This is a genomic window from Ferrimicrobium sp. (assembly GCF_027319265.1).
Lineage (GTDB): Bacteria > Actinomycetota > Acidimicrobiia > Acidimicrobiales > Acidimicrobiaceae > Ferrimicrobium.
In genome coordinates, this window is sequence record NZ_DAHVNP010000028.1 from 53,292 (window position 1) to 75,272 (window position 21,981).

Sequence of the window (21,981 nt, forward strand, 5' to 3'; positions counted from 1 at the left end):
ATAGGTTGGAGAGTACCAACAACCCCATCCCAAACCCCCAAAACACCAATGAGACCTGCAAAGGTCTCATTGGTGTTTTGGGCGAAGCAAGCGTTGCGGGGAAGGCTGTCCAAGCCTGGGGAGCCACCAGGCGAGTAGCTGGGACCAGAGTGCATCGTCAATCTGGTATGCATCGCGAATCGCCCGAAGGTAAGGATCCAGGTTGCCAGGCACCCACGGTGGCCAAAAACGCGCTGCTTGATCCCAGGCAACCCTCGTTATCGGCAACGGAACCTCTCCGAGATCTCGCGCCGAAAACTTCAATGCCTTCGGGCTTAAGGCCGTTCCTGCACAACGATGTTCCAGGAAGCCAGCTGCCGCTGGCGAACCGAGCGCAGCTGCCAATAGCGACAATCCAACCCCTCGTTCATCCTTGGCAAAAAGAGAGATCACCGGAGTGAGCGGCAAGGTGGTGCCGTCCCTATCGACCCAGGGTGCTACCACTCGCTTCTGCGGTGCTATCACCAGCTTTGGCGCCAACAGCCCACGAAGGGATTTTTTCATGGTGCTCATCGCTTGCTCACTTAACGCCGGGTAGAGAAAACGATGTCCTCCGATACGGACGCTGCGATGACCCCATTGCGGCTCACTCCAACCGAGATGCCCGACGGTGAGCACGCGATGGAGCCGCTGACCATCAGCCGGTTGTCGTGCACTTGCCTCGTGTTCATCGATCTCTGGGGTGCCTTCGCCTACCTTGGCAGCTACCTGATAAAACTCATCGCGAAAACCAGCGGTTACTCTCGCCACATCCTTCACGCGCCATCGCGCCGAGAGCCCGAGTGCGGGAGACTCAGCCACCCACGAGCCCCAACTGGTGCTACCCTCTCGGATTCCACCCGTCTCATCCCATACCGACTCCTTGCCCAACCTTCGCACCCAAAGACAGACCGTGATCACCGAGGCATCGAAGGTTTCCTCAGGCAACCGATCGACCCGTAGCAGCTCTCCTTGGGAATCGATCCATCGACGGACCTCGGATGACCCTTCAGCGGACAGACAGGAGAGTGGCAGAATCATACCGCAGACTCCCCCCACCCGTAGATGATCAAAGGCACGAGCCAGAAAGTAGGTCGAAAGATCGGTGGTTGCCCTCGAGATCCCGCGGTAGGTTTGACGCAGTGTCGCCCAATCAACGCTATTAATGCCCTCGTACCTGCGCGAGCGCAGCCGAGGGCTCAAAAATGGAGGATTTCCGATCACCAGATCAAAGTCACCATACTTGCGCGAGAGCTCAGTGTTCAGCGCAGGGTCGAGACCGTCCCCATGAATGATTCGGAGAGTGTTTCCGTTCCGCAAGCTAGCGGACATCTCACGATCGCACCGTTGCGCGACCTCGGCATCTACCTCGACGCCTATCAAACGCATCGGGCTCGGCAGTGTTCGATCGGCTGCAACGAGAAAGGACCCAGCACCAGAGGAGAGGTCAAGTACCCGTCGCACCTCAAGATCATACCCTTGAAAGAAGGACGTCAACAGCTGGGTCGCAACCTCCACCGGTGTGAAATACATGCCATGGGCCCGTTCATCAAGGCTTTTCTCGCCGCTCATGACCATCCGTGCGATCGATCGGTCACACGCTGGTGATTCACCCAATCGAGGTCCACCCAAACCCACCTCGTACACCCTGGGGCGATCGGTTCCGTCACCAAGACCTCACCTGCAACGCCCCATAGGCGAACTGCCCGACCTTGGTCGGTCATCACGGCATCACCGCTATGGTGCCGGGGTCTCTGAGGCCTGGACCCAATTGGGAACCACCTCTACCCAGGTTTGCCCTGGCGCTAATGTGATCTGCTCACCATTGGAAAGGTAATAGGAGGTCGGTTGCTCCAACGTGCGTCGTTCCCAATGTCCTTTGAAGATCTCACCATTGCGCAAAATCCAAACAGAGCCTTCGCCAACCGTCTGCGAGTGCACGCCCAGGCTGTCGGGGCCGCTCTCGTTGTATTTACCAGGAGGAGCATTGACAAACTGCACCACAACATTGGTCGCACTCAACTGCTCGCCTCCGTTGCCGTAGGCAGGTTGTCCTGAATAGAAACGCAGGAAGCGACCAGCACTTGCGCTCCACTCCCAACTGACGTCTTCAGCCGCCGAAAATGGGAGAACCACCGTATCGACGCCGTTGCCACCTGCGGGGACTTGGGTCGAGAAGTCGAAGAGGCGCGGAGGCGGCGTCTTCGACCCTACCAGCTTCCAAATCTCAGCGGTTGATCCATAGAGATTCTCCGGCGGAACGCGCGAAGTAATTCTCACAAATGGTGCTCCCACATAGGAAAGCGCATCGATATAGTGCAACCACCCTTGGGCTTTGACCCCTTGGATATCGGGAATGATGCCACCAGCAGAGACCAATATCGGATGCCCTAGCTGGTGCACCACATGCCAGTCGACCCAACGAAGTGAACGGATCGGTCCCACCATCGGTGGCGACTGACACTGGAAGACTGCAATAAAACGAGTGATGCCTCCCTCTGCTTGGACCTCATACACCACATCAGCCCCACTCAGCCCACTCTGCGGTCGTGCACCAGGATCATTACCAACTTTGATAGCAAGAGCCGGGCGCTGGGGAACTTGCCCATTGGGCGCTGGGAGATCTGTCAGCGGACATCGCGCGCTGGTGGAGGTCGCCGTCGCAGGCGGTGTTGATTGCACGGTCTTCGATGTCCCGACCGACCTATCCTTTACAGGGATCCTTGCGTTTGGGCTAGTCCGCAACGAGTCAAGGGTTATGGCACCAATCACGATGACAGCGATGGCAAGAACACCAAGAACCTTGATAAGTCTGACTCGCCTCTGCTGTCGCCCTCTTCGCTTTTTGGCACGCGAATGCTGCGCCATCCCACCTCCCCTAGTGGCACTCCTCGTCGATGCCCGGCCTAACCACTCCGAGCAATGCCGACCAGGTCACCGAATTTTACCCAGCCTAGCTCGTAGCAACCATCGCTCACCCTCGCAACGGCATCGAGGGATGCTACCCCGTGTCGTAGCCACTGACTCAATCCATAGGAAGCTGAATCCCCTACATGAAGGACGAATGCCCCGCTGATCGGGATTGGCCGGTCCCGCAAGACTGCTCCGATCGAGCGGCGTGAGCGCTCTACGAGCATAGGTTGCTCAAGATACCCCTGCCAACCATCAACATCCTCTTCCATCAAATGTGCGAGCTGCACCTCTTGTTCGACACCAACACCGATCACCCTCGCACCAATCCGGTGAGCCATTGTTGTCAAGTTTCTGACGATTGCGCGACCTGCACTCGAGGTCACCATCCCACCAACCAAGCGGCGATCCAGCTTGACCCACTCGGGCTCGAGCGCTACGAGAAGCGAGAGTCCACCGTAACCAACGCCTGCATTGTCGAGCGCAATTTCGGCACCAAGCTGTCGAAGCGGGCGAAGAGAATCAGCCAGTCCCTCTGGATCCCGGATAATACTCTCTTCAGAAATCTCGATGATCAGTCGGTCACTCCAAGGTGCCATGAGATCCTGCACCGCCGCAGTACCAACGATCGACGGAGATATGTTGACACTCAATCTCGCCTCTGTCTCTTCGGCACCAAACCGCTGAAGAAGCCGGCTAAGCGTGCAGAGCTCCAAGGTGACATCCAGCCCAAGGGCACCAGCACGGGCAAAAAGCTCCTTCGAGCCGACCCGCGGACTACGGGTCAGCCCCTCAATGGCCAGCAGGTGCGCCGAGTGACAGGAGTTCACTGGCTCAAGAACGGTCGTCAGCTCCTCAGGTGCTGCCAACGTTCGACGAACCTCGGCCTCCCAGTCCCACTCACCAGTGCGGGCAATAGCTATCTGCTTGACCATCACGACGCCTCCACACCCTGTCGCTGCTGATCGCCGCTAAGCAGGCGTTCAAGCCGCACAACACCGAGGACACGCCTTGTATGGTCGGTCACCACAAGGGGATCAAAGCGTGTCTCCACGCCCCTCGCCAAACCCCTTCGCAGACACTCCCGCAGGGATGAGCCGCAAGCAACCTCCGTTACATTTCGAACGTGCTCGACTCCATCTGTTCCTCTCGACCAGAGGAACAGCGGGCGACCATAGTGATCGACACCGATACCAAACGGCTGATCAGGAAAACTCGTACTGCCGAGCGCAGTCGCAACTGATTCAGTGACCTCGGCGAGTTCTCGTCCGAGGGTGACGTTGCGCTCCTTGCGGCTCGAGTGCGACAGCTTCGCTGTGTTCACCCTTGGGAGTCCTGACCCTGGTCGAGCAATCCAGTAACCCTGGCCAAGATCGATCCCCAGTCGGGAGGTTTCGTCGAACTCAGCCCGAGTTTCGATCCCCTCAGCGACAACCTTAATGCCCCTTGATCGTGCCGCAGCGACAAGAGTCGAGACGACGGCGGCCTTGGTTTCGGAGTGGTCGATATCCTCAATCAAGAATCGATCGATTTTGATCATGTCGGGCTCAAGCTCATACATCAGCTCAAGACCTCCATACCCCGCACCCGCATCGTCAAGAGCGATGCGAGCTCCGAGCGAACGATAGATCGCCAATTGTCGGCGGAGTTGCTTGGTCTCTGAGACTGGAACATGTTCGGTAAGTTCGATAACGACTCGATGCAACGGGGCGCTGATGAGCGTGCGATGAATCTCCTGCATACCTAGATAGATGGGCGAGACATTGACGTGGAGCACAAATCCACGGGGCAAGAAACGCAATACCGCTAGCCCACGCTCGAGCGCAATGGCCTCTAATTCAGCGCCAAGGCCAAGCTCTGACGCCTCAATGAATAACCGTTCGGTAGAGATCTCTCCAGCAAAACGGGCAAGCGCCTCATAGCCAACGACACCACCATCGTCGAGAGAGACGATCGGTTGGGTGACAATCGCTAGCGTTGTCGGATCAGCAAGCGTTGACGTAATCACCTGGGCGGAGGGTATTTCAGCGAGATCGCTGACATCGTTGCCTTGCCCCTCTAGCTCCTTCTCCATAACCCACACCTCATCCCATCCGTCATGCTGACCGCTTTTAGCCATTTCGGCAGAAAACACAGGGCCTTTAACAATCGACAAGGCCGCCCAATGGTGCTGCGGACCAACTCCCACGCCGGGCTACCTAGAAACGGGAGACCCCACGGGCCGTATCGACCATTGCGGTCACTAGGATCTAGCTATCGCGGGCGCTTAGCTCAGTTGGTTAGAGCGCAGCCTTCACACGGCTGAGGTCGGAGGTTCGAGTCCTCTAGCGCCCACCAAAATTCCCTTACGGCGACGAATAACTGGTCCTCGTCTGCCAATCCCTACCGACACCAAAGCAGATAGGCATGTTCGGAGACCTCTAGCGCCATGACAGTGGGCCTCAAGGCCGTGACTGTGCGACCGAAACCGTTATAGAGGTAGCGAGCCATCATCGCACGATCCCGAACAGGACAAAGGGGCGATCCAACACTCCTCGCGTCTGTCGCCAGACGTCTCGGCACCTGGCGGCGTTCGGCGGTGGCCCTAGCCATCAGAGCCCTCGAAGGGAGATCCACTGCCATGGAACTACTGGTGCACATCCGTCTGGCCATGGATACTTGATAACGACAAACTCTGGCCAGGCCACAGAACTGTAACCTCGCCTGGACAACAATCGTATCGGCTCACATGGTGCGTCAGGTCACTCGATCCAACACTCCAGCGACGTTCTGGACAGAGATGCCGATGCCGCCAGCGATAGTGGATACCAGGTCCATGACACTGACGGCAGACGGCAAAACCGTTGGTCTCTCAGTCGCTGATCATCTCAGACTCTTGATCCTCAGATGGACGCTTGTTACCGATCGCAAACCCCGTCGCTGCCCCAAGAAGACTGACGGCGATGGCTACCACCATGGCGACATGAAGCCCCGACAGAAACGCAGCGTGTGATCCGTTGGTAATCGCCAGTTGCAAGCTAGACGGAATGTGGGCGATACGAGGCACCGCACCTTCGGCGACGAGCGGCTTGGCAGCCAGCAACTTCGGCGCCAGCGCACCCGGGACACCTGCGTGGGTCAACTTTCCAACCAGTGTCGAGCCAACCCGATCAAGCAGGACCGAACCAAGGACGGAGGTCCCAATCACCCCACCAATCTGGAGCGCCGTTGACTGGACCCCACCGGCGACACCTGCATCCTGCGATGGGGCGTTGCCAACGATCGCGTCAGAGGTCGCCGTCAATACAAACCCGACACCGAGACCGAGGATAACGAACGGGATCGCCAACAGAAGATAGCTCGACGAGACCTCAAGACTCGTTAACACCCAGAGCCCACCTGCCGACAGCAACATGCCAATCGTGACCGGGAATCTTGGACCAAAATGATGGTTAAGCACCGCCCCAAGAGGCGCTGAGATAACGAACATCGCGGTAAGCGGTAGCAACCGTACTCCTGCCTCGATTGGCGTGTAGCCATGAACCTCTTGCAGATACAACGAGACGAAGAAGATGACACCATAAAAGGCGAAGAAGTTCAAGATGACGCTGATGGTCGACATCGAGAGCGCACGGCTCGCAAAGATCCGAAGTGGAACCAATGGGTTGGTAACTTTACCCTCCGCGAAGGTAAAGAGCCCGGCGGCGACGATGGCCCCGCCAAAGCAGGCAAGCGTCTTTGGATCAGCCCATCCCCAAGTCTGGGTCTTGATGAGCCCAAAAACCAGCAGGAACAACGAGGCGGCCAAGGTGACGATGCCCGGATAGTCCGGGGACTCGACGTCGGTCTCTCTGCTTTCATGCAGTACGAGGACGCTAATAATGATGCCAATGATCGCGACCGGGACATTCAAATAGAAGACAGATTGCCACGAGACATCCTGCACGAGCAGGCCACCGACGATTGGACCTCCTGCAATGGCGATAGCCGAGGTGGCACCCCACACCCCAATCGCTGTATTCAACTTCTCCAGTGGAAAAGTCTTGCGCAGGATTGCCAAGGTATTTGGCATGATCAACGCACCGAAGGCACCCTGGAAGGCGCGGAACGTAATCACCAGACCGATCGAACCCGAAAGGCCAACACCGGCGCTGGCGAAAGCAAACCCCGCCATGCCGATCAGATAAATTCTCCGACGACCGAGGCGGTCGCCGAGCTTCCCAGCAGGAATAAGCAAGACAGCGGTGACGAGTAGGTAACCATTGGTCACCCACTGCAGATCCGCTAAGTTCGCGTGCAGACCACGCGCGATGAATGGGTTTGCGATCGAGACGACCGTGGCATCGAGACCGACCATGATAACGCCAAAGGCGACCGCCACCAACGAAAACCACGGATTACCTCGCAGTCGCCGCTTCTCAGGACCCTTTTGTACTGCTTCCATTACAACTCTTCTTTCCTACTCACTGTTCGCACGTATGGAACATCGTTTTGCTAACACTGCCACCGCGGAAGTACGCCAACCATCCTTGACTAGATCCGCACTTTTGTCAGTCACTGCCATTTCTAACCACTACCCTACCCGATTTGTTCCCAAAGGTCGCCCTGTTTCAGTCCTACTGACGAGATACGGGCAGCACGATGCTGAATAACCGTCGCAAGCTGGCCAAACGCTGTCATCCATTCGGTTGACAGACTCGCTACCAGGCAAACAATCAAGGCAATACACTGACGTATCATGTCACGCAACCCAAAGCAATCACCGCTCCAACCTGAGAGTATGGCTGCGGTTCGAGCCCGTCGAGTCCATTCAGTGAAGTGGCAGCGCTATCCCCTCGACGTTGTGCCAGCCTGGGTCGCCGACATGGACTTTCCACCACCAGCACAAGCCCTTGAATCGGGTATCGAACTGCTCCGCAACGGCGATACCGGCTACCCATCTTCAGATCTCGGTTCCAGCTATGAAGCGGCATATCAGATGTGGTGCAAGGAGAGCTTTGGGACACAACCGCACCCACTGAGGACCGTCGCCGATGTCGTCGCCGCCCTACGCATCGTGGTGATGGCTGTGACCGATCCAGGGGCGGGAGTCATCGTTTTGACGCCGAGCTACCCACCCTTCTTCAGTGTGGTCAAGGATGCACAACGGGAACTCATGGAGGTCCCAATGTCCAAGGTTGACCAACAGTATCGCATCGACCTCGAACGACTCTCCACGACTGCCGCTGACCCACGGGCACAGGCGATGATTTTGTGCAACCCACAGAATCCGACTGGACGCATCTTTACAAGATCTGAGCTTGCTGCCATCGCTACTATCGCCGACCGAGAGCACCTCACCGTCATCGCCGATGAGATCCACCAGGATCTCCTGAGTCACGGTAGCACCCACATCCCCTTTGCATCACTCGAGAATGAGAGCGCCTCCCGCGCGATCGTGCTCTCATCGCCGTCCAAATCCTTCAACATCGCCGGGCTGAAGGTTGCACACATCGAGCTACCAAGTGACCGAGCACAAAGGGCCCGACTCAAAGCGAGTCCCCTCCTCGCACTCTCTCAGGCGACTCCTATCGGCCTCGCCGTTGGAGCCGAGGCATACGAGACCCAGCGCAGCTGGTTAGATGAGGTCCGCCACGTCATCGATGACAACTTTACCGTGATGGAAAAGAGCTACGCCAACCATGAACTTGTATCCTTCACCCATCGCGAGGGTACTTATCTGCTCTGGGGAGAACTCCATCGATTACCAGAGAACCAATCGGCCTACGAGTTCCTCCTTGATCGTGGGCGACTTGGAGTCGGCGCAGGAGAGGACTACTTGCCAGGCGCCCCTCAGTTCTTCCGCCTCAACCTCGCCGCCTGGCCATCAACTATCACCGCCATCATCGAAAGGATCAACGATGCGCTCGGTACCCTCTAGATCGTCAAAGTCCACACTCGTCCAGGCACAGAGGACACTCGTCCATGCCGAAGATATCCCCCATCTTGCCCGTTTCTTCTCCGCGCTCGCCGATCCGACGCGACTCAAGCTCCTCGTTGCCATCTATTCAGCTGGTCGCCTCGGAGCGACAGAGTGTGTGAAGGCATCGGGGCTCTCGCAGGGACGGACATCGGTGCACTTGAGCTGCCTCACCGCTTGTGGGTTGATAGCTCAAGAACGCGTCGGGCGTCGCAAGTACTACCGAATTGCGAATCCAACCGTCCCGGAGATCCTCCAGCTGTCGAATGCCGTAGTCGATGACAATATCACGGCCATCCAAGGATGCCGAGCCGCTCAACCAACCGCCTCCTGACACCGTGTCGTTGTGGGGCGCATTGACGGTTTCTCCACGATCGTCCCTGCATCGCGTAGCAGTCTCCTCGATCACCCTTGGACAGCGCTTTGCCTAGAGGGACCGACGGCAGTTGTTCTTTGATGACCCTCTCGCCACCACAACGTCAAGATGCAAGGGGATCCGCACGGATCTCGGCACAGGGTTTTGTGGCTAGAAATCCTCACAACAAGCTGATCCGGTCCTTGGTTCAGGGGCACAGAACAGTCTCCCAACGCTGGGTTGGTCGTCTGCATCCTGAGTGCCACCACCCAACGTCCCCACGCCCCGGGGGCCCACTTGGGTAGCAAGCAACAAAGGCTCATCTCAGACGTACCGTGGACTCTGGCCAATGCATTCTAGCCCAAGGGTACCACTCCGGATACCTCACCATCGACCGCCAGAGATCGGGTCGTGAACCACTGAATCCCCAATCCGATCACGGCTTCTGGCTCTCCCAACCCCTGCTATCAGTCGGGATTCAGCACCGCTTTCCCTGGACCGGCACGACGCACTGCCTACGCAGGAGCATCCCCACGCGAGAACAGACCTCCCCGGTTGATGAGTACGAGGGATGTAACCAACTCATCGACAAAGTCACCGCCTTCGACTGACCACCGATCAAGCACCGTCTCCGCCACCATGAAGAGGGTGTTCGCGATGAGCGCTACCCGCGGATTCGTCGCCTCTGTCCCAAGCCGTTCAGCGATGATCGGGCGCAGTCGAACCGCCGACTCCCATCCATCGATCAGCCAACGAGCGCGTAATGAGGGCGTGGTAGCGAGCAAGCGTAGTAATTGCCGGTCACGCTCGACGTTACCATCGGCCTCGGATGAACGAAAGACCACCTGCACCGACTCAAGGAGCTCTTCCTCCTTTGGCCGGACCGCAAGCGAACCCAACAATTTATCCACCTTCAACCAAAGAAAACTCATCACCACCTCATCCTTGGTGGCAAAGTAACGAAAGAAGGTCCGCGGTGAGATTCCGGCAGCTTGGGCGATCTCCTCCACCGTGGTCTGGTCGAAACCTTTCAGAACAAAGAGTTCGGCCGCCGCCTCCGTCAACATCATGCGCGTGCGTTCCTTGCGCTCCTCAATCGTCATAGGGGAACTCTATTCCTACCTACCGCACAGGCAGGCCATTGGCGAATCCTCCCCCACCACGGCAGGTCGCTCAACCCCGATCAACCGGTACTGGTGACCCTACCAGCTCCGCTGTCGCCCGCACCATAGAGGGACTGAGGCCCAAGACCGGGAGGCACCAAGATCCCATCCCGCTAGGCTGGCCAGGGTATGGCCGCTCCACTCTCTAAACGCGAACGCCAGATAGGTTTTGGCATCGTAGCACTCACTGCGATCGCTTACATCGCCATCTGGACTCCTGTGATCATCGGCAAAGTGAAGCCAGCCAAGAACCCATCCTTTCTCGACAACCCAGCCGTTGCCATTACGGAAGGGCTTGCACTCATGGCCATTACCGCCTTCATGATCTACCGAAATCAACGCCGGTTCGCCGGGGTAGGGGCCATCATTGTTGCGTTAGGAGCTGGCTGGGGTAGCCTCGTCCTCCTCGCTTTCCCACTCATGGCTTGGGGAGTCTTTGCTGGCTTTAAAGTCGACCGAGCCCAGGTGGAACTGCGGCGCCAAGCGCGCCAGGCAAAAAAAGCAGGGCTAGCACCCCCCAATGCCGCTGGCTCAAAAACAACCACCATGGCACCAAGACCGCGACCAAGCGCCTCGAAGCGCTACACCCCACCAAAGCCGCCCTCCAAGCGTGAGGCAAGGCGTAGGCGTAACAGCCGCCCGTAAGGCAACGTAAACTGGCAACTCACATGATGGGGATACAACGGTGCTCGAATCTGCGCTAAACGACAAGACGATCTTTCTGACCGGTTCAACCGGCTTTTTGGGGACGGCGCTCGTTGAGACCGTACTGCGGGCACTACCATCGACCAAGCTCGTGCTCCTCATACGGCCGGGGAGAAGTATCACCGCTCAGGCTCGCGCAGAGAAGGACCTGTTCCGCAACAACTGTTTCGATCGTCTACGTCAAGAGTGGGGCGCTGAGCGTTTCGATGAGGAGGTTCACCGCCGCGTCCAGATCGCCGCGGGTGACGTCGGTAGAGACGGGCTCGGCCTCGACGAAGATGACCAACAACTCCTCGCCGGTAGCGACATCGTCGTCCACTCGGCGGCGACGGTCAGCTTCGATGCAATGTTCGACCAAGCGGTGGAGATCAACCTGCTCGGCCCCACGCGAGTCATGCATGCCTATCAAGCAGCGCGAGCAGACCTCTCCGACCCAGGACACTTCGTCTCCGTCTCTACCGCCTACGTGGCAGGCTCACGCAAGGGAGACGCACCGGAACTTTCTCTGCGGGAACAACCACATTATCCTGAGATCCCATGGCGCCTCGAGGTCGATGCAGCCCGTGCACAACGGACCGCCACTGAGGCCTCAAGTCGTGAGCCAGATACCCTTGCTTCGCTACGAACGATCGCTATGGCCGAACTCGGATCGGCAGGGGTCGCTCTGCTATCAGAAAAAATCGAACGTCTCCGCGCCGACTGGGTCAAGGACGAGATGGTTGCCAAGGGCCGAGCACGAGCGCAGAGTCTCGGCTGGCCCGATGCGTACGCGATGACCAAGGCACTCGGGGAACGACTGCTGGAATCGGAGCGCGGCAACGTCCCGCTCTCCATCGTGCGACCCTCCATCATCGAGTCTGCACTCCGTGACCCCTATCCGGGTTGGATTCGCGGCTTTCGCATGGCTGAGCCGATCATCATCTCCTTTGCCCGAGGACTCCTGAAGGACTTTCCGGGTGTCCCCGAGGGGGTCGTCGATGTGATACCAGTGGACCTCGTCGTAGGAGCCATCCTTGCCGCTGCGGCAACCCCTCCTCAATCCACCAAGTACTACCATGCCGCTTCAGGATCGCTCAATCCTCTCAAATATCGCCAGCTTGTTGCGTTGATTCGACGTTACTTCAGTGACCATCCTCTCTATGATGAGATCGGTCAGGCGATCGCGGTTCCGGAATGGACCTATCCTGCCCGCGGTCAAGTGGAATCAACGTTAAGACGTTCACAGCGCATCGTCGACACCTCGACAAAAATCATCGCCAAGCTCCCGCTCCGTTCCAACTTTGTCGACTACCAAGATCAACTCGCGGAGACCCAGCAAGGCCTAGAGCGCGCTGGCTCCTACGTGGAACTCTATGGTGCCTACGCCGAATGCGAGGCCATCTATCTCGCCGATAACCTGATGGAACTCGCGACGCGCATCGGCGATGACGAACATGACAAGATCGCACTCGATCCTCATCTGATCAACTGGGAATCCTTCGTGCTCGGAACTCACCTTCCTTCGGTAGTCGAACACGCCCGGGCACGTACTCGACCCAAGAGTAGCGCCCCCAAACGCACCTCCAGAGAGGATCGACTCCGTGCATCCTTGCTCACTGGCCACCGCTTGGCAGCCTTCGACCTTGAGAACACGATTCTGGCCGCCAACGTCGTCGACTCCTTCTCCTGGTTGGCAACGGCAAGTGTCGATGGTGGTCACAAGCTCGCCATCGCGGCGAGTCTGTTAGCTGAGGCTCCCCAACTCCTCAAGCTCGATAATCACGATCGATCCGACTTCCTCCGCTACTTCTATCGCCGCTATCGCGGTGCCGAACTCGAAGAGCTCGAGCGCAGAGCACCGGAGTTCCTTACCGGTTATCTACTGCGCAAGTCCTTCCCACTCGGGCTCGCCCGTGTGCGTGCCCACCGGCGAGCGGGCCACTTCACCCTCTGTATTACCGGCGCACTCTCCTTTGCGGTCGCTCCGATGGCACCGCTCTTTGACCAGATGCTCTCACTAGAGATGACCACCGATGCGGATGGACGCCTCACGGGCGAGGTTCCAGGTGCTCTTCCCATTGGAGAGGCAAGAGGTGACGTACTCAGAAAGGTCGCCAAGGCAAACGGTTATGCCATTGAGGAGACCGTCGCCTACGCCGACTCGACCAGCGATCTTCCCATGCTCGAAGCGGCAGGTGCCGCGGTGGCGGTCAACCCCGACACCAAACTACGCCAACTCGCACGACGCCGTGGTTGGTTGATCGAGGAGTGGTCACGCTCCAAAGGATATGGCAACCTCTTTTTGCCGATCGGACGAACGTTATGAAAGCCTTAGTGATCAACCGTTCGCCAGCAAGATTCCTGACTGCACGTATTCTCAAAGATCGATTAACCGACAAGGCCATCGAATCTGGTCCCCTGAGCCTGAAAGACATCGACCCCCCGAAGGCCCCGACCAACGAATGGGTTCGGGTCCGACCACTGTTGTCGGGTATCTGTGGATCCGACATCGCCACCGTCTTCTTCCAGTCATCGCGCTACTTTGAGGCGTTGACGTCGTTACCCTTCACGCCAGGTCATGAGATCGTTGGCGAACGGCTCGATCGCCCCGACGAGCGTGTCGTCGTAGAGCCGGCCCTCACCTGTGCCATCAGGGGACTCGCTCCGTGCCGGTTCTGTGCCATCGGACAGACCCAACTCTGTGAATCTACAACGATTGGCGATCTCAAAGAGGGGATACAACTCGGCTACTGCGCATCAACCGGAGGAGGGTGGTCCAACGAATTCATCGCCCACGAGCGCGCGCTCCACACCATACCCGAGGACCTCTCCCTCGAGGATGCCGTCATGGTCGAGCCCCTCGCCTGTGCCATCCACGTCAGCCTCCGGCCGACCCATCGCCAGGGTCACCTCGCGATCATCGGGGCGGGCACGGTAGGACTGTCCACATTGGCCGCTTCGACCACGCTCGGTGACTACGACTCCATCACGGTTGTCGCGAAGCATCCTCTTCAGCGAGAACTCGCCAAGCGACTAGGGGCGACCTCGGTGCTCTATCCAGAAGAGCTCCTTGGTGCGGCTCGTCGACTGCACGCCAGTCAGCGAGTCAGTCACTACGTCAGCAACGGTTTCGACACCATCATCGACGCCGTTGGATCCAGCTCGAGCATCGAGTCCGCAATCGCAGCGGTTCGCCCAGGTGGCGAAGTGATCGTCGCCGGCATGCCTCCACGTCAATCGCTAGATCTTGCCCCACTCTGGCATCGCGAAGTCCAGCTCAAGGGAGCCTACGCCTATGGCGAAGAGGATCTTGACGCTGCCGTCGCCCAACGCATCGGCCTCACCATTCCAGCTGGCCAGCGACCCCGCACCTTCGCGATCGCTCTCCATCTTGCTGGCCACCTCCAACTCGGCCGGCTGGTAACCCACCGCTATCGCCTCGGCGAATACGTTCCCGCACTACGCAAGGCCTATCATGGCGGCCGCGAGGATGCGATTAAAGTTGTCTTCGATCTCACGAAAAGAAAGTCGGTACACGATGGCTAGACCTGGATTTGTTCTCGAGGTTGACCGCGCGACCCCTCCCACGCTCTTCTGGCACGGAGAATCCTTCCGGCTTGAACGCCTCCCACGGGGTTCACGCATTCTCTACCCTCCAGAGCCGCTGAGCGCTATTGGAGATGTGCGTTCGGCCATCGAGGAGGCGCTCGAACACCCCGTGGGTGACGCACAGCCCCTCTCGAGTCTTCTCAATCCAAATATGAGCCTGACGATCGCCTTCGATGATGTATCGTTGCCGTTGCCGCAGATGACGGCGCCAGATATTCGTTCTCTCGTCATCGAGGCGGTGCTCGAACGCGCTGCTGCAGCGGGTGTCACCGATGTGGTGCTCATCGCTGCCCTCGCACTCCATCGACGTATGACCGAGAGTGAGCTGCGCCATGCGCTGGGTAATCGCGTCTACAACGCACTTGCGCCTCGCGGACAACTCACCCAACACGATGCCGAGGACAAGGCAAACATGACGGTTGTCGGTGAGACCGACCGTGGTGAACTTGTCGAACTCAACCGCCGCGCGGTGGAGAGCGACCTCCTGGTCTATGTCAACATCAACCTCGTCTCCATGGACGGTGGCCACAAATCCGTAGCGACCGGGCTGGCAAGCTACGACTCCATCAAGTTTCATCACAACGTCAACACAATGGTGCACTCCCGATCCTTCATGGACCGTCACAACTCAGAGCTGCACTCCTCAAACTGGCGTATGGGTCACGTCATTAAAGACGCAGGAGTGAAGATCTTTCAGATCGAGACCACCCTCAATACCGCGACATTCCCCGAGAGTTTTCGCTTCCTCTCCAAACGAGAGTGGGAATGGAACCTTCGCGACCGGGCCAGTTTTATCGCCGCCAGCGAGGCGCTCAAGAAGACTCCACCCCACCTAGCGCGCCAGATCTTTCAGTCCGTACGCTCTCCCTACGGGGTAACCGGCATCACCGCCGGCGAGGTAGAGGCGGTCCATGAGCGTACGCTTGAACGTGTCTACCAGCAACAGCTGGTACGCGTTGATGGTCAATCCGACATCCTCACCCTCGGCCTCCCCTTCATCGGCCCCTACAACGTGAATTCCATCATGAATCCGATCCTGGTCTACTGCCTTGGCCTCGGGTACTTCTTCAATATGTACCGCAACAAGCCGTTGGTGCGCAAGGGCGGTGTCGTGATCCTCTCACACCCCAACCGCCCAGAGTTCGATCCGGCGTTCCATCCAAGCTACGTCGACTTCTTCGACCAAGTCCTCACAGAGACGACGGACCCGCTCGTGATCGAATCGAAGTACGAGGAGTCTTTTGCTCGCGATCCGTGGTACATCCACCTCTACCGAACCGGCAACGCCTACCATGGCGTCCACCCCTTCTACATGTGGTATTGGGGAGCCCATGCCCTCGACCACCTCGGTGGTGTCATCATCCTCGGTGGCGATCCAAAGACAACACGTCGGTTAGGCTTTCAGTCTGCCTCCACGATGGCTGATGCGTTGGAGATGGCCCGTTCGATCGTTGGGCCAGACCCCAGCATCATGCACCTGCATTCCCCACCGTTGGTGATGGCTGATGTCTACTAAACAACCCTCCCCTCACTCACCTGCTCGATTCGTACTGCGCCGTCCGACGCCACCGGGATCGATGATCCCACCGCGAACCCATGCCACCGGTACCAACTACGACACAAGCTTCTCCCGCAAAGAATCCGTGCGGCGGGTACGTGCATTCCTCCTCGATTCGGCTATCGCACCACTCACCCGTCGAGTTACTCGACCCACCGTCATCAACACCTCTGTCCTCGACACACTCGAGCGGCCGATCATCTTCGTCGCAAATCACCAGAGTCATCTCGACACTCCATTGATTCTCGCCGTTCTGCCGCCAAAGCTTCGGCATCATACGGTCGTTGGAGCAGGAGCCGACTTCTTCTTCGACCGAAGGACCAAAGGCTTCTTCTCCTCAACATTGCTCGGGGCGATCCCAATCGATCGCGTACGCCCTTCACGTGCCTCGGCAGAGTTAGCGACCCAGCTACTAGAGGAGGAATGGAATCTCGTACTCTTTCCAGAAGGTGGTAGAACCCCTGATGGCCTCGCCCAAGAGCTCAAGTCCGGTGCCGCCCAGATGGCGATCAAAACCGGCCGGCCGGTCGTGCCAATCTTCATCGATGGCACGTATGAGATCTACGGGAAAGCCTCTGATCGCATTCACCCTGGCTCAACGACCGTCATCATCGGCGAACCCCTCGTTCCACGTGAGGGAGAACGCGTCTCCGCTCTCAATGATCGCATCACCCAGGCCCTCGGCGTACTGGGCCGCGAAGCAGCAACGGATTTCTTCACCGCGCGCCAACCCGGCCGAGCACTCTCCTTCCCCGCCCCCTCGCGGAGCTGGGTGGAGGCCTGGGAAACGAGCGAGCACCGCCACCAGCATGAGGAACCGCGCAAGTGGCCAAAGATGTTTGGTTCGCGACACTCAAGCAAATAGCCACTCATCGAACAGTTCAGGGTTCCGGCCTCTCGATCTCGAGTATCGTACCGCCCCATCGCCAAACCCTACGACGTTACGATCGTCACCCCTTATTCGAGACCAAAGAATGCATCCCTTAGGGCCGCATCATCGGAGAAGGAGTCTTTGGTACCCGAGAAGCGAATCCTTCCTCCCTCAAGGACGGAGACTGCATCAGCGATCTCCAAGAATGAGACATTTTGCTCTGCTACTAAGAGGGTGGTGCTCCCACGCAACTCTGCTAGTCGGTCCACGACCTCTGACACATAACGCGGAGAGAGACCGGCGGAGGGCTCATCCAGCAAGAGCACCTTTGGCTGGGAGACGAGCGCTCTGGCAATGGCGACGAGTTTACGCTGACCACCTGAGAGCCCACCGGCAAGTGCGCGCCGACGTCCCCGTAACTCGGCAAACCTACTGTAGGCGAATTCGATGGCCTCTTTTCTCTTGCTGGGAGGAACCACCAATGCGCTCAATCGTAGGTTGTCCTCCACGGTGAGGTCTGGAAAGATGCCAACCTCGCTGGTGAAACCAAGGCCAATCTTCGTGCGTTGGGGTGCAGACAATCTTGTGATATCGTTACCATCGACATGGACACTGCCCGCCCAACAGGGTAACAGACCAACGAGAACCTTGAGAAGCGTTGACTTACCCGCCCCGTTCGCACCAAGGAGAACGTGCACCTCGTTCTCTTGAACGCTGAGATCGAGACCCCACAAAATCTGCACGCTTCCGTAGCCCGACTCGACACCTTCAGCTCGTAGCACTGTCGTTCCTTCCAAGGAAGACCTCTTGAACTCGATTATCTGCGAGTGCATCGCGCAGCGAACCCTGAAAGATCACTTGACCTGCCGTAAGCACATAGACGCCATCAACCACCTGTTCAAGAAAGCCCATCAGATGTTCAACCACCACCAACGAGATGCCTTCGTCGACGAGGTTCCTGAGCATCGCAGCCACATCCTGAAGTTCGTTGGGGGTCAAACCAGCGGCGAGTTCATCGATAAACAAGAGACGCGGCGACATCACCAGCGCTCGTGCCAAGTCCAGACGTTTCTGTTGTGCCGCCGTTAGGTCGCTCGCTGAGGCTCGTGACTCGCGCAGTAAATTCGTCGTCTCGAGTACTTCATCGACACCTCTCGGGTGATGGGCGTGATGCGCAGCCACCTCCACATTCTCGCGCACCGTCAAACTGGCGAATGGCTTCGAGATCTGAAAGGTACGGTTGATGCCCGCGCGAGCGATGACATCAGCCCGTTTTCCTGTAAGGTTCGCACCTGCGAAGTGTATCGACCCTGCCGCTGGTGGGTACAGTCCGCAGACGGTATTGACCAATGTCGTCTTGCCAGAGCCATTCGGTCCAACCAGTCCGATCGCCTGCGAAGCTCCCACCTCGATCGAGACGCCGTCGAGCGCGCGAAACTTTCCAAACCGAGTCACGAGGTCCGCAACCTGGAGCAAGGGGGAGCTCGGCGTCACCGTATCGACCATCAGCGGGAACTCCTCATAAACGGTCGGTGTTCGTGTAAGTATCGCGCGATGCCGGCGAGACCCCGTGGAGCAAACAACACCAAGAGCACGATCACGAGACCATAGATCAATTGGAAGTACTGCGGGTTGGAGACACCCACCACGTTATACACCGCATACAGCACCGCCGCACCCAGCGTCGGTCCCCAAATCGTACCGATGCCCCCGAACAACGCGAAGACGATGGCAAAAACCGATACCGTCACATCAAAGACGTCCTGCGGGTAAAACACACTGATGGCCCAACCGTAGATCGCGCCTCCGATCCCAGCGATCGCGGCAGCGATCAGCCACGCGTAGAACCGATCGCGTGCGACATTGATACCCGCCATTGAGGCCGAGTAAGGATCGTCGCGTATCGCCTTGAGGGTCATCCCATACCGCGAGTTTTTGATCAACACCACTGCGAGGATCGAGACTGCCGCGAGACCAACAGCCATACCAAATGACCATCCAGAGGAGTAGACCGCTGCTAAATTCAATCCGTACGGTCCATTGGTTATTTTCGTAAGCGATGGATTGGCGACGATTGCATAGAGCGCCTCCCCCACGGCGAGTGTCGTCAAGGCAAAATAGGCACCTTTGAGCCGGAACAGGGGCAACATCACTGCCCCGACGACAACCCCACCAACACCGCCAAAGAGGGCCGCCACCGGCCCAGAGAGACCAAGGTGCACGATCCCATAACCGGCAACATAGGCCCCTATCCCAAAGAACCCGAAGTATCCAAAGGGAAGATAGCCGGTAAAGCCATAGATGATGTTGATCCCTTGAGCCAGAGCGATGTAGATCGCCATATCGACCAAGAGTAACTCATTGGAGTAGACGTGGACCGCGACGAGAAAGGCCAGCACCGGGATCGCGACTGCCATGCCAGGCGAAAGAAACCGGCGCCACCTTGGCCCCTGCTTCCCTTCTCCCACCATCGGCACCTGGCGTGCGCTAAGCGACACGTTGCCTCCTTCCAAGTAGACCCTGTGGCCGAAGGAGCATGGTAAGGATAACTAATGCATACGGCACCAAGTTCGACCAACTCGGCGCATAAACCTGTGCTAATTGGGTCACGACACCAAAGATCAGTGCCGCGATCACCGTACCAACCGGGTTACCCAGCGAACCAAAGACGATAATCGCAAAGGCCGTGATCGTCAAGGCCACCCCATCCGTGGGGGCGATACCTCCAAAGATGAATATTCCCATCGTTCCGGCGGCGGCAGCCAGACCAAAGCCGACACCAAAGAACAGACCTGACACCAGCCTCGACTCGATCCCCGCCGTCGCCGCCTCGCTCGTAGACGACATCACTGCACGCACCCGCAGGCCAAAAGGGGTACGGTAAAGGAGCCAAAGAAACACTGCGAGAATCGGAATGCTCACGAGCGCGGCAACCCACCATATCCCAGGATACGACTCGCCAAGCAGATGCAGCGATGAGACTGGAAGGGCGCTCGTAGGCAGCGAGTGTTCATTTGGACCGAAGATGAGCGATGCAGCTGCCTCAATAACCTGGGACAACCCGAAGAAGAGAATAAGGGAGAGGGTTTCGGGATCAGAGGACTTCGTCAATCGCGGCGTCAGATACCGATGGACTAAAAACCCTAGCGCGATCGCGAACGGCAGTACGACCACCGCCGCGACGATCGGGGACAGGTGGGCGGTCTCGTAGAGCTCCCAAGCCGCATAACCACCGAGTACCACGATATCGCCATGAGCGAGGTTGATAATGCGCTGTGCTCCAAAGACGACATTAAGGCCCATCGCAAACAGCGCGTAATAGATACCAAGGAGAATACCCCCGACAACAGCGAACTCAAAAAGCACGTCTGCTCCCGGAAGGCACCCCAAGGACTTGTAGACCCACCCAAGCGGGTGGGTCTAGAGACTCCGTTTCGATCATGGAGCAGGATAAACAGCGGTGGCTGTTGCCTGCGATGCCGGATAGACCGCGTGGAGGGTGACTCCTGCACTCGAGGGGAAAAGTTGGGCCAGCGGAAGCAGCTCACCGACCTGGGCACCCTCAGAATCGAGTACGAACTTGCCATCGACCGTGGTCATATTGCCAGAGAGTGCCTGAGCACCTGCTCGGATAGCAGACTGACTCAACGACTTCGCATTCCTCAATGCACCCTCTACCACCAAGCCAGTGTTATAGCCAAGTAGGGAGAGCGTGTTGAGCTGTCCTGGATAGGCCGCCGAAAACTGGGTCTTAAAGGCAGCGGAGTTCAACCCCTCTGTGACATTGGGGTAGTTGACGTAGAGATTGGTGCCGTAAGTGTAAGTGTACTTCAGGCCAGCCGTACCGACCTCACTCTTGAAGAGACTGAGGAGCTGACCCGGAAAAACCGTGAAGGTCATCTTGGGATGCAAGCCCGCTGACTCAACATTTTGCAAGAATGCGGTATCGTTGGGCTGGTAGCCCAACTCAAGGATCGCATCTGGATGTTTTGCCTCAACAGACTGGAGAATCGTGGTATAACTCGTGGTACTGGTAGGGACCCCCTCGTAGACCACTGGCGTGATACCCGCAGCCGTTAACTTGCTTTTGAGAGTGATCGCCTGCGATTGATCAAAGTCATTCGTCGCATACACAATGGCGACCTTCTTGATCTTCTTGGCGATAAGGAACTGTGCCAACGGATCTGGCCAGATATCAGACTCAGGCAGGTCGCAGAGGACAATGTACTTATTCGAAGGGCTGAAGAAGGGGATCCCCGTCCCTGACTGGTCAAACAAAACCACCTTGTGCGCCTCAGCGAGCGAGACAGCAGGTGCGGTGAGGACGGACCCAAAATCCGCTACCAAGATATTCACCTTGTCCTGGGTAATTAACTGATTGTAGAGGGTAGCCGCCGTCGAAGCCGAACTCAGATCATTGTAGGCCACCAGCTTGACAGGGATACGCTTCTTATAGGCACCGACATAGACCCCGCCCTTCTTATTCTCATGAGTGATCCAGAACTTGAGGCCATCGAGCTCAGGAAGCGACGAGGTCGCAAAGGATCCAGAGCCGGAATAGGCGGTGCCGATGGTGATATCAGCTGGTGCCTTCGACGTCGATGACGCAGTAGACGATGACGAAGAGCCACAAGCGGCTAAAACCATGCTCGCGGCAGCCGCTAACCCAACAAAAGAACGAATTTTCACAACTTCCCCCAAACCGTACTATGCACGAAATGTGCCGAACGCCACAATAGTAACGGGATTACGACAGGATCACCCCTGATTACCATTCATTTGCCCGGCTTCTCAGCTAAATCTCAGGATACAACCCTTCGACCTCCTTCAGCTCCATGGCGGACGTGGAATCAGACGGCGACTGAGCGCCGGTCA

The 21,981-nt window shown here is 57.8% G+C and carries 18 protein-coding genes and 1 tRNA gene; 8 read left to right on the top strand and 11 right to left on the bottom strand.

Annotation, left to right across the window (positions count from 1 at the left end):
• Positions 1–66: 66 nt before the first annotated feature.
• From M7439_RS03215 to M7439_RS03230, 4 genes are all read right to left on the bottom strand, one after another.
• Positions 67–1,590 carry a class I SAM-dependent DNA methyltransferase gene (locus M7439_RS03215; RefSeq protein WP_298346795.1) on the bottom strand — a complete coding sequence of 508 codons (1,524 nt, stop codon included), beginning with the start codon at positions 1,588–1,590 and terminating at the stop codon, positions 67–69.
• Between the two features lie 165 nt (positions 1,591–1,755).
• Positions 1,756–2,886 carry a DUF3048 domain-containing protein gene (locus M7439_RS03220; protein ID WP_298346797.1) on the bottom strand — a complete coding sequence of 377 codons (1,131 nt, stop codon included), beginning with the start codon at positions 2,884–2,886 and terminating at the stop codon, positions 1,756–1,758.
• A 38-nt stretch (positions 2,887–2,924) separates the two neighbouring features.
• A complete protein-coding gene (locus M7439_RS03225) occupies positions 2,925–3,863 on the bottom strand; it encodes an EAL domain-containing protein (RefSeq protein ID WP_298346799.1) in 939 nt (312 codons plus the stop codon).
• On the bottom strand, positions 3,863–5,002 hold the full coding sequence (locus M7439_RS03230) for an EAL domain-containing protein (RefSeq protein WP_298346801.1): 1,140 nt from the start codon (positions 5,000–5,002) through the stop codon (positions 3,863–3,865). Before M7439_RS03230 ends, M7439_RS03225 begins: the two co-directional genes overlap by 1 nt.
• Positions 5,003–5,188: 186 nt before the next feature.
• On the opposite strand from M7439_RS03230, the gene M7439_RS03235 reads away from it, so the two are divergent.
• Positions 5,189–5,265: transfer RNA gene (locus M7439_RS03235), tRNA-Val, on the top strand.
• Between the two features lie 514 nt (positions 5,266–5,779).
• On the opposite strand, the gene M7439_RS03240 is transcribed toward M7439_RS03235, so the two are convergent.
• On the bottom strand, positions 5,780–7,351 hold the full coding sequence (locus M7439_RS03240; protein ID WP_298346803.1) for an MFS transporter: 1,572 nt from the start codon (positions 7,349–7,351) through the stop codon (positions 5,780–5,782).
• A gap of 336 nt (positions 7,352–7,687) precedes the next feature.
• On the opposite strand from M7439_RS03240, the gene M7439_RS03245 reads away from it, so the two are divergent.
• Together M7439_RS03245 and M7439_RS03250 are read left to right on the top strand one after the other, a co-directional pair.
• A complete protein-coding gene (locus M7439_RS03245; protein WP_298346804.1) occupies positions 7,688–8,827 on the top strand; it encodes a MalY/PatB family protein in 1,140 nt (379 codons plus the stop codon).
• A complete protein-coding gene (locus tag M7439_RS03250; protein ID WP_298346806.1) occupies positions 8,808–9,200 on the top strand; it encodes a helix-turn-helix transcriptional regulator in 393 nt (130 codons plus the stop codon). The genes M7439_RS03245 and M7439_RS03250 overlap by 20 nt, the downstream gene beginning before the upstream one ends.
• 536 nt (positions 9,201–9,736) lie before the next feature.
• Here the strand turns inward: M7439_RS03250 and M7439_RS03255 are convergent.
• On the bottom strand, positions 9,737–10,324 hold the full coding sequence (locus M7439_RS03255) for a TetR family transcriptional regulator (RefSeq protein WP_298346807.1): 588 nt from the start codon (positions 10,322–10,324) through the stop codon (positions 9,737–9,739).
• 189 nt (positions 10,325–10,513) lie between these two features.
• On the opposite strand from M7439_RS03255, the gene M7439_RS03260 reads away from it, so the two are divergent.
• From M7439_RS03260 to M7439_RS03280, 5 genes are read left to right on the top strand one after another with little or no spacing between them, the layout of a single operon-like run.
• Positions 10,514–11,029, top strand: coding sequence for a hypothetical protein (locus M7439_RS03260; RefSeq protein ID WP_298346809.1), 516 nt, complete (start codon positions 10,514–10,516; stop codon positions 11,027–11,029).
• A 40-nt stretch (positions 11,030–11,069) separates the two neighbouring features.
• Complete coding sequence (locus tag M7439_RS03265) at positions 11,070–13,394, top strand: HAD-IB family phosphatase (protein ID WP_298346811.1); 2,325 nt, start codon at positions 11,070–11,072, stop codon at positions 13,392–13,394.
• Positions 13,391–14,614, top strand: a complete 1,224-nt coding sequence (locus M7439_RS03270) for a zinc-binding dehydrogenase (protein WP_298346813.1) — start codon at positions 13,391–13,393, stop codon at positions 14,612–14,614. The genes M7439_RS03265 and M7439_RS03270 overlap by 4 nt, the downstream gene beginning before the upstream one ends.
• Entirely contained in the window at positions 14,607–16,193 is a 1,587-nt protein-coding gene (locus M7439_RS03275; RefSeq protein WP_298346815.1) for a lactate racemase domain-containing protein, read from the top strand. Before M7439_RS03270 ends, M7439_RS03275 begins: the two co-directional genes overlap by 8 nt.
• Entirely contained in the window at positions 16,183–17,100 is a 918-nt protein-coding gene (locus tag M7439_RS03280; RefSeq protein WP_298346817.1) for a 1-acyl-sn-glycerol-3-phosphate acyltransferase, read from the top strand. Before M7439_RS03275 ends, M7439_RS03280 begins: the two co-directional genes overlap by 11 nt.
• Positions 17,101–17,192: 92 nt before the next feature.
• On the opposite strand, the gene M7439_RS03285 is transcribed toward M7439_RS03280, so the two are convergent.
• From M7439_RS03285 to M7439_RS03305, 5 genes are all read right to left on the bottom strand, one after another.
• A complete protein-coding gene (locus tag M7439_RS03285; protein WP_298346819.1) occupies positions 17,193–17,888 on the bottom strand; it encodes an ABC transporter ATP-binding protein in 696 nt (231 codons plus the stop codon).
• Positions 17,875–18,612 (bottom strand): ABC transporter ATP-binding protein, encoded by a 738-nt coding sequence (locus tag M7439_RS03290; RefSeq protein WP_298346821.1) that lies wholly within the window; start codon positions 18,610–18,612, stop codon positions 17,875–17,877. The genes M7439_RS03285 and M7439_RS03290 overlap by 14 nt, the downstream gene beginning before the upstream one ends.
• Positions 18,612–19,604 (bottom strand): branched-chain amino acid ABC transporter permease, encoded by a 993-nt coding sequence (locus M7439_RS03295; protein WP_298346824.1) that lies wholly within the window; start codon positions 19,602–19,604, stop codon positions 18,612–18,614. The genes M7439_RS03290 and M7439_RS03295 overlap by 1 nt, the downstream gene beginning before the upstream one ends.
• A complete protein-coding gene (locus M7439_RS03300; RefSeq protein ID WP_298346827.1) occupies positions 19,594–20,472 on the bottom strand; it encodes a branched-chain amino acid ABC transporter permease in 879 nt (292 codons plus the stop codon). Before M7439_RS03300 ends, M7439_RS03295 begins: the two co-directional genes overlap by 11 nt.
• Before the next feature lie 72 nt (positions 20,473–20,544).
• Positions 20,545–21,795, bottom strand: a complete 1,251-nt coding sequence (locus M7439_RS03305; RefSeq protein ID WP_298346828.1) for an ABC transporter substrate-binding protein — start codon at positions 21,793–21,795, stop codon at positions 20,545–20,547.
• Between the last annotated feature and the right edge of the window lie 186 nt (positions 21,796–21,981).

Excerpts from the sequence above, each read along its gene's own strand:
- M7439_RS03215 (WP_298346795.1), bottom strand. The coding sequence starts at position 1,590 with ATGAGCGGCGAGAAAAGCCTTGATGAACGGGCCCATGGCATGTATTTC.
- M7439_RS03220 (WP_298346797.1), bottom strand. The coding sequence starts at position 2,886 with ATGGCGCAGCATTCGCGTGCCAAAAAGCGAAGAGGGCGACAGCAGAGG.
- M7439_RS03225 (WP_298346799.1), bottom strand. The coding sequence starts at position 3,863 with ATGGTCAAGCAGATAGCTATTGCCCGCACTGGTGAGTGGGACTGGGAG.
- M7439_RS03230 (WP_298346801.1), bottom strand. The coding sequence starts at position 5,002 with ATGGAGAAGGAGCTAGAGGGGCAAGGCAACGATGTCAGCGATCTCGCT.
- M7439_RS03240 (WP_298346803.1), bottom strand. The coding sequence starts at position 7,351 with ATGGAAGCAGTACAAAAGGGTCCTGAGAAGCGGCGACTGCGAGGTAAT.
- M7439_RS03245 (WP_298346804.1), top strand. The coding sequence starts at position 7,688 with ATGGCTGCGGTTCGAGCCCGTCGAGTCCATTCAGTGAAGTGGCAGCGC.
- M7439_RS03250 (WP_298346806.1), top strand. The coding sequence starts at position 8,808 with ATGCGCTCGGTACCCTCTAGATCGTCAAAGTCCACACTCGTCCAGGCA.
- M7439_RS03255 (WP_298346807.1), bottom strand. The coding sequence starts at position 10,324 with ATGACGATTGAGGAGCGCAAGGAACGCACGCGCATGATGTTGACGGAG.
- M7439_RS03260 (WP_298346809.1), top strand. The coding sequence starts at position 10,514 with ATGGCCGCTCCACTCTCTAAACGCGAACGCCAGATAGGTTTTGGCATC.
- M7439_RS03270 (WP_298346813.1), top strand. The coding sequence starts at position 13,391 with ATGAAAGCCTTAGTGATCAACCGTTCGCCAGCAAGATTCCTGACTGCA.
- M7439_RS03275 (WP_298346815.1), top strand. The coding sequence starts at position 14,607 with ATGGCTAGACCTGGATTTGTTCTCGAGGTTGACCGCGCGACCCCTCCC.
- M7439_RS03280 (WP_298346817.1), top strand. The coding sequence starts at position 16,183 with ATGTCTACTAAACAACCCTCCCCTCACTCACCTGCTCGATTCGTACTG.
- M7439_RS03290 (WP_298346821.1), bottom strand. The coding sequence starts at position 18,612 with ATGGTCGATACGGTGACGCCGAGCTCCCCCTTGCTCCAGGTTGCGGAC.